This is a genomic window from Edaphobacter aggregans DSM 19364 (assembly GCF_000745965.1).
Lineage (GTDB): Bacteria > Acidobacteriota > Terriglobia > Terriglobales > Acidobacteriaceae > Edaphobacter > Edaphobacter aggregans.
This window is the reverse complement of sequence record NZ_JQKI01000070.1, coordinates 22206-29376: the sequence shown is the minus strand read 5'-3', so window position 1 is coordinate 29376 and position 7171 is coordinate 22206. Positions and strand designations below refer to the sequence as shown.

The 7171-nt window shown below is 59.1% G+C and carries 10 protein-coding genes; 4 read left to right on the top strand and 6 right to left on the bottom strand.

Going from position 1 to position 7171, the window contains the following annotated elements:
- From Q363_RS40885 to Q363_RS21530, 4 genes are all read right to left on the bottom strand, one after another.
- The coding region (locus Q363_RS40885; protein WP_211256279.1) for a hypothetical protein at positions 1-252 on the bottom strand (252 nt) is incomplete at its 3' end.
- 286 nt (positions 253-538) lie between these two features.
- Positions 539-769, bottom strand: a complete 231-nt coding sequence (locus tag Q363_RS21540) for a hypothetical protein (protein ID WP_035354627.1) — start codon at positions 767-769, stop codon at positions 539-541.
- A gap of 40 nt (positions 770-809) precedes the next feature.
- The gene (locus Q363_RS21535; RefSeq protein ID WP_035354626.1) at positions 810-1118 is read right to left on the bottom strand and encodes a DUF3303 family protein; all 309 of its coding nucleotides are present in this window, start codon (positions 1116-1118) and stop codon (positions 810-812) included.
- 133 nt (positions 1119-1251) lie between these two features.
- Positions 1252-1461, bottom strand: a complete 210-nt coding sequence (locus tag Q363_RS21530) for a DUF1059 domain-containing protein (RefSeq protein ID WP_035354625.1) — start codon at positions 1459-1461, stop codon at positions 1252-1254.
- A gap of 163 nt (positions 1462-1624) precedes the next feature.
- On the opposite strand from Q363_RS21530, the gene Q363_RS21525 reads away from it, so the two are divergent.
- Together Q363_RS21525 and Q363_RS21520 are read left to right on the top strand one after the other, a co-directional pair.
- Positions 1625-2038 carry a CRISPR-associated protein Cas5 gene (locus tag Q363_RS21525; protein ID WP_245632380.1) on the top strand — a complete coding sequence of 138 codons (414 nt, stop codon included), beginning with the start codon at positions 1625-1627 and terminating at the stop codon, positions 2036-2038.
- 496 nt (positions 2039-2534) lie between these two features.
- Complete coding sequence (locus Q363_RS21520) at positions 2535-2963, top strand: hypothetical protein (protein WP_169747076.1); 429 nt, start codon at positions 2535-2537, stop codon at positions 2961-2963.
- Between the two features lie 128 nt (positions 2964-3091).
- Here Q363_RS21520 and Q363_RS37520 read toward each other — a convergent pair whose 3' ends face one another.
- Positions 3092-3466: an MliC family protein gene (locus Q363_RS37520; RefSeq protein WP_084080625.1), complete on the bottom strand. Its 375-nt coding sequence runs from the start codon at positions 3464-3466 to the stop codon at positions 3092-3094.
- Positions 3467-3850: 384 nt separating this feature from the next.
- On the opposite strand from Q363_RS37520, the gene Q363_RS21510 reads away from it, so the two are divergent.
- Complete coding sequence (locus Q363_RS21510; RefSeq protein ID WP_035354622.1) at positions 3851-4549, top strand: hypothetical protein; 699 nt, start codon at positions 3851-3853, stop codon at positions 4547-4549.
- Between the two features lie 103 nt (positions 4550-4652).
- Positions 4653-4994 (top strand): hypothetical protein, encoded by a 342-nt coding sequence (locus Q363_RS21505; protein WP_035354620.1) that lies wholly within the window; start codon positions 4653-4655, stop codon positions 4992-4994.
- 40 nt (positions 4995-5034) lie between these two features.
- On the opposite strand, the gene Q363_RS36490 is transcribed toward Q363_RS21505, so the two are convergent.
- A complete protein-coding gene (locus Q363_RS36490; RefSeq protein ID WP_169747075.1) occupies positions 5035-6990 on the bottom strand; it encodes a glycosyltransferase family protein in 1956 nt (651 codons plus the stop codon).
- Positions 6991-7171 lie beyond the last annotated feature (181 nt).

Here is a 7171-nt window from a genome sequence, read left to right as displayed (position 1 = left end):
CGTCACGTCCGGCCGCCGTGCAACCTCGTCCCGGATGCGACCTGCAACTTCCGCAGTCACCCGCCGCTCGGGTCCATGCCGCCGTTGACGCACTCGCTCCAGCCGCCCGCTCCGTAGTTGCTGTTTGCGAATCTTCCGCACATACTCGAAGCTCACCGCGTAGCGCTCGGCCAGCAGTCGCAGCGACACCCCACCCCGCGCATACGCCTCTAGAATCCGGCAGCGCAAATCGTCGGAAAACGCTCGCCCCATCGTCTCGTGTCGCAGAAAACTCGCCAATACCACTTTGCCCTACGACACTACTCCCTGGGTATAACTACCTTGGAACTGCTCTAATTACCCTCAATCCGCTACACTGGAAATAGCTCGAAAATAAACGGCACAACGCTACCGGGATGCCAAAGCATCCCATTTATTTTCAATATTTTACCATTAAACACCCTGTCTTCAATATTTTAGCCTGCGCGAAACGCATAAATAACAGATAACAATATACTTACTAGCCAACCCGGGGGGGGCACCAACCGGGACAACCAGCCTACGCAGGACAACCCGCCTCCATCCACTCCTTGAAGAGCGCCACACGTTCCGCCGGCCAAGCTTCATCCGGAGGCATCGTGCCGTCGGCAACTCTCTCATACACAATCTGCGCATTCGCCGGAACACACATCCACGCAGGATCACTCAGATCAATTCCCATGCCCTGCATACACTCAACGTCTTCCTCCCGGAATAGAGGGCGAATATCTGCCGCAAAGCTGAGAGCCATAAAGCCTCCCTTGGATGACTCTCTGATTTTATGCGCCCAGCTATCCCCACTGTTTCCCCAATCCCTCCAGCCCCGCTGCCGCAAGGTCCTCGGGCAGCATCACCGGCAGAAGCTCTATTGAGGCATTGAAGGTAAGAAACCATGGCTCGGCCAGTGTCGGAATCTTCGACGCGTCCGCCAGGTCAACAATCAAAATCCCAGATCGTCGCCCATTCCGGTCCGCTATGAAGTACGCCGCCTCTGGCTTCAATTGATCGAGAATCTTCTTCATCTTGGCTCCAGCCGAGCCGTCCTTGACCGCCGCGTTGAACGGTTCAACGGGAAACGAAACAGACATCATCATCCGCATGGAAATCTCCTATCGCCAATAGGCGAATATCTGAAGGGCCCAGTGGAGGACCGCAAACCTACGCCGCAAAACTTCGCCCGTCAAGGAAATTCAAAGGACGGGCAACCCATCTTCGGCGCGCCAGAAGTACGGATCAAACCTCAGGAGCCGCGTCCCACTTGGGCTTTGTCTCTCTGCCCCACTTCTTTGGGTCTTCGTTGTGCATCTTCTCCATCTGCTTTGCCACATCCGGATGCTTCTCCATAACGTGCTTCGTCATGGTCATCACCATCTCGTCCCACGCCGCCGCAGTCAGTTTTGCGTCGCATTCCCCACCGAGTTCCCTACAGGTCATGGTCTTCATAGAGAGATCAACCTCTCTGGTACCCACTGTCTTCGACGGCCAATCTTTCGCTGCAAGATGCCCACCCTGGGCGCACGACCCTCCAGACCGTGCAAGTCAGTCTTTACAGATTACTTATGCCCTTCTCTGTAGCATCGATCTCAGAGAAAGGGAGGCATATCCAATGCCGAACGTACATGGTATCGAGTTCAATGCGAATCAGTCCGAGCTCGTCAAAGACTTGATTCGCGAACTATTGAAGGATGGCGGCTGCGCCGTTTATGCGTTGCCCCACATGAAGCCAGGCGGAGAGCTGCGAATGGCTTTGACCCCGCCAATTCCCGGGCCCAGGAGAGCCCGTGGCGTCTTCCTGCGAGTCCGTCCCGGAGCAAAGGAAGCGATCATCGTGCGTCCGATGAACGCAAAGGCAGGTGAGCAAAACATGCCGGTGACAAAGCTCACTCAGGCCCAGAATCTTGAGATCATTCGGATCTGGCGTAAGCAGACCAGGCCTCGCGACGTCCCGTCCGGCAAAACAGAACCCGGCAGCCAGAAGCTCCTCGCTGCCGATCTGGTAGAGGCAGCCCCGCTCCGATAAAAGAGCGACCCCCATACCTCGGGTGCCCCATTCATGCAGTCTCATATCCCATGAGTGGGGCTTTCGAGCGAAGCCCAAAAGCAATCCTCCAAAGCCTTCGCCATCACCGGCGAACGCAACATCAGAATGTGACCAAGACCGCAACTCCGTGACGAATCGCAGGTAACTCTCTCTCTCCACGAGGCATCTATTCCACCCAACTAGGTGTTCCCGTAAACCTATTCACGTCAAGGTTTACAGGAGCAAAAGGGGGTAGTGTGCCATACGGAAACTCATCACCTTCCTGCTCCTGCTTCTCCCCGCCGACGCCTTAACCCAAACCGGCTCCACCGCACTGGACGCCTCAAGCTCAAGTTCCTCGGCGGTCTCCACCCCGGACACCAGTGCTCCGGCCTCCACCGCTCCGGCTCCGCAATCCAGCCAGACGCCCACGCCGTCCTACGGCACCGGCAACCGCGAGGCGCCCGTCGCCTCCGTCGCCATGCACTATAACTACATGTTCCAGACCAGCTCCTACGTCGGCAACCGCAGCCTGATGGGTTGGTCCGTCGTCCCGACGTATAACTTCACCCGCCACCTCGGCTTCCAGGCCGACTTCACCAGCCTCTACATGCGCGGCGTCGTCGTAGGAGAAAAGCGTCTCCTCATCGCCGCCGGGCCCCGCTACACCTTCGCCCCGCGATCCCGCTTCACTCCGTTCGCCTACGCTGAAGCCGGCGAGATGCGCACCACCACCAAAGCCAACGACGTATCCGACTGGAACCCCGTAGTCCGCACCGGCATCGGATTCGACTGCAAAGGAATCTACGGCCTCGGCTTCCAGATCATCCCCGCCGAGTACATCGGCGAGAAGGTCGAGTGGCGCGACACGTGGAACCACAGCTTCGCCGCCCGCGCCGGCATCGTCTTCAACCTCTATAAATAACCGCGTGCCATCTTCCGAAGCGTTATTCCGGAACGTGTCATATTCGACCGGAGCATCTCACGGCCCTATCGTGAGATTGCGGAGTGGAGAAACCTGCTTTTCTACTCGATCCAGGAGAGGGCGAATCTCTACTTCACCACCTTGCAGCTTGAAGAAGCCTTCAACCCCGGAAAATCCGAATAGAACGTCACCGCCCCACCCCCCTCCCACCACGTAAACTCCGCCGCCGCATACTTCGCCCCCGACCCCGAAGGCACCGTCACAAACACCATCGAGTTCCCCTTCACCGGAACCACCGCCAGGTGATTCCCCGCCCCATTCAGGTACTCCACCCCGAACGCCCCCGACGGCAACCCCATCTTCGCCCCCGACGCGTCGCACTGGTACCTCACCGTCTTCCGCTCCACCGTGCCATTACCCTGCAGATGAATCGTCAGGTCGCTCGCTCCCTCTACCCCCGCACTCAACAGCACAAACCCCGCCGCCAGCCGAACCTTTCGCATAAGCCCTCCCTTCATCGGCACCCACGCTACCACATGTTTTCCACACCACACCCAACCAACCCCAAAAACCTTGTCAAGCCCCAAAACCACCCATCCCCCACATTCCAAACCACATCCAGGTTGCCGATTAATTACCTCCCGTTTGTTAAACTGGAAGTAGCTCAAAAAAACAACGAGCAACCCGTCATCCCACCTGAAATCAATACTTTGCCGCAAACACCCCAATATTCACCATCCTTTGCGCCCGAAGTACCCGCCTAACCCCTTATTCGCGAATACTTTGCACAAAATGCAGGGGAGGGAGGGGGAACGAGCCAAACTCTGGCGTCTGGAGTATAGTTCTCAAACGGGCCCCGCTTCTCACTCCAACCGAACGAGGCTCTTATGCTCCTCCGTTCCGCAGCCATCCTCCTCTCCCTCGCCCTCACCGCCTTCCAGGCTCCCGACAAAGCCGCCCTCCAGCAGCGCGTCGCCGCCCTCAAGGAGTCCGTAGCCGCCAACAAGGCCAAGCTCGCCCAATACCAGTGGACCGAGACCACCACCATCCTCCTCAAGGGCGAGGTCAAGAAGACCGACCAGGACCTCTGCCGCTACGGCCCCGACGGCAAGGTCCAGAAGACCCCCACCGGCCCTCCGCCAGCCCCACCGCAACAAAGCGGCGGCCGGATGAAAGCCAGAATCGTCGAAAAGAAGAAGGAAGAGTTCCAGGACTACGGAGCCCGCCTCAAATCCCTCATCGGCGAGTACGTTCCGCCCGACCGTGACAAGATCCAGGCCGCCTTCCAGGCCGGCAACGCCGCCCTCACCCCCACCGCCGGCGGCCCCACCTCACTCGTCTTCACTAACTACTACAAGCCCGGCGACAAGCTGACCTTCGCCTTCGATACCGCCACCAAAAAGATCCGCGACATCACCGTCAACAGCTACCTCGACGACCCCAAGACCGACATCGTCACTCTCACCGTCAACTTCGCCTCCCTACCCGACGGCACCAACTACACCGCCAGCACCGACCTCAAGGCCGAGAGCAAGAACATGGAGATCAAGACCCAGAACTCCAACTACCAGAAGGCCGCCCCGTAGCCCTCCAGAGTCCCCCCGCGAGACGATCGCCAACCAATAAGCCAATCTCCATGGCAGGCCTTTCCTGCATCTCAGGGTTAGCAACCCACCAACTGGAGAACTCATGCGCAAATCTGCTGCCGCCATCCTCGCCCTCGCCACTCTTGCCCCCACGCTGCCCTCCTTCGCCGCCAAGATCAAAGGCGACACAACCCTCAAGGACTCCCAGACCGCAGGAATTAAGGACAAGGAACACAAGCATCAGGCCTACGACCTCTTCTTCGAAGCCCAGGGCAAGAGCTACACCTGCCGCACCGACTCCAACAAGTCCATGAACGCCACCGACTTCGTCATCGGAACCGCCCTGAAGTACGAACTCGACGGCGACAAGGTCAAGCTCGAAACCCCCGAGGGCAAAAAGGTCGAGTGCAAGGTCGTCCGTGTCGAGATGACGCCATCCCGATAGCGCTCTATCTCGGACCGGGACTTTCTAGACGCGCATCCCGTCACGCTCGCAGGACTGTCACCCTCTCGCTCCGCGGGTTCTCTCTCGCCTCGCGCCGCGCGAACACCATCGCCCCCGCTGTGGCCATGACAGCGACAATGGTCACCACCGCGCCCACGTTCTCCGGCCAACCTCGGCTGAAGACCAGGTCAAACTCATGCTGGCCGGAAGCAAGCGAAACCTCAAGCAATCCCTCCGCAGAGCTGCCCAAAGGCGACACCGCCGGTGTGATCTCCCAGAGGGGAAAATACAGCTGCCCCACCCTGACCCTGCAACTGTCCTCGCACGCGACCGAGACCTGCAGCCTGCGAGGCCCGATTGCTCGGACGACAGCTCTTCCTCTCCCTTCAACCACGGAAGCCTGTATCGCCTCATCCACCCGAGTATAGGAGGATCCGAATCTCCCGCTCTTCGTTCCCACGCTCTCCGCAAAACGATCCAGGCTTCCTGGAGCCACATACGCCGGAAACATCATATCCAGCTCCTGATCGCTGTACGCCGTCGCCGTGGCACCGCGCCGGAAGCGACTATCGATGCGCCATACAAAGTTGCCTACGCCCACGACAGTGACCGCTAGCAGGACAATAGCCATCCGTGATGGCGCTCGGCGGACGCTGGATCCTCCTTCGAGGCCACCCGAAATTGCCGCCGCGAAGAGGACCGTGGTGGCGAGCGTAAGAATCCCGCACAGCCGCCATGGAAATTGGATCACCGAGAGCTGTGGAACGATCTTCCAGACAAAGGCGCTCCACGGCAGCATAAGGAAGAGCGAGCCGCACAGCACGGCAAGAAACAGACGTTCATGCCCAGAATCGTCGGGCTTCTCCGCGATCCGGCAATAGGACACGACCCCAAGCACAGCAGTCAGCAGTACGGTGAGCAGTACCTTCATCGGGAGCTGCCGCTCCGGCATCTCCAGTCCCGACACCTTCAGGTGGCTGGACAGAATCAGGCTCGCGCCGACGCCCGGCACCAGTACCGCCGCTCCCAGGCAAAGGATTCCCAGAAGCGCCAGCCGCACCCAAAGCCTCCTCACACTACGCAGGACATAGAAGCCTGCCAGCGCGATGAGGCATGCTGTTGCGATGAGCTCGGGAATCGCGCCCCGCGAACCGCGAAGATCCTCAAGCGAGATTCGCGGAAACGACCGGCCCAGCTCAAAGTACACCGTATATGTGTGCAGCAGGTCGAGGCGAAACAGATGTTCGTAGGCAGCCAGTGGAATCAGGTAGACCGCAGCCAGGCAACACCCCAGCGCAAGGGCGATAACCGCCGGAACGAGCAAGCGTCTCCCCAGCTTCGCCACGTACAGAATCACAACCGGGATCATCAGAATCGCGGAGAGCGCATTGCTCATCACCAACAGTCCATACGCAACCCCGGCGATGCAGACCGCTTCCGTTCGCTTCGAGAGCATGCGGTCGCATTGGCTCAGGATCAATGGCATCCACAGAAACGCCGTCAGTTCTCCGATGGCGCTGCGCGTGTACAGATCCTGCCCCAGCACGTAAGGCAGCGACATATAGACAATCGCTGCGATCGTGGACACCATCGGACCATAGCGGCGGCGCAGCCATATCCACGCGGTGATACCCGAACCGGCGAGAACCAGGAAGCAGTAGATCCCCAGCTCGCGCGACTCTCGAAACACATCGGCCGGCAGATGCAGAATCGGTTGAAGCAAGGACATGACGAAGTAAGGAAGCGGATACTGAAGCAGGAAGATCGGGCACCCATATCCCTTGTTTGCCTCTGCAAGCCAGCGCGGATAGAGCTCTCCCTTCCAGAACTGGCTGCTGAAATGATGCAGATACATCACATGGGTCGGCGTGTCGTGCCCACGAAAGAGGCCAGTAAGGATGCAGGGAAGGGAGAGGACGGCCGCGACAGCCACGATCGCTGCCATCGGAGCGAGATACAGCCTGAGCGCGGAACGCGCGGACCGTCGGTTGGCCATGGTGTGCCAAATCATATCCCAACCCATTCGCGTGGCACAGGCAATTCTCCCAGGAAAAGCCGGGAATCCTGCATACATCCAACGGCTGACGACGGGGTGGGACGACAAAATCGCTTCCGCTGCCATCCAAACTCAGGAGACACATATCCTTGTGCGGAACCACAGCGCAATAACACTGACT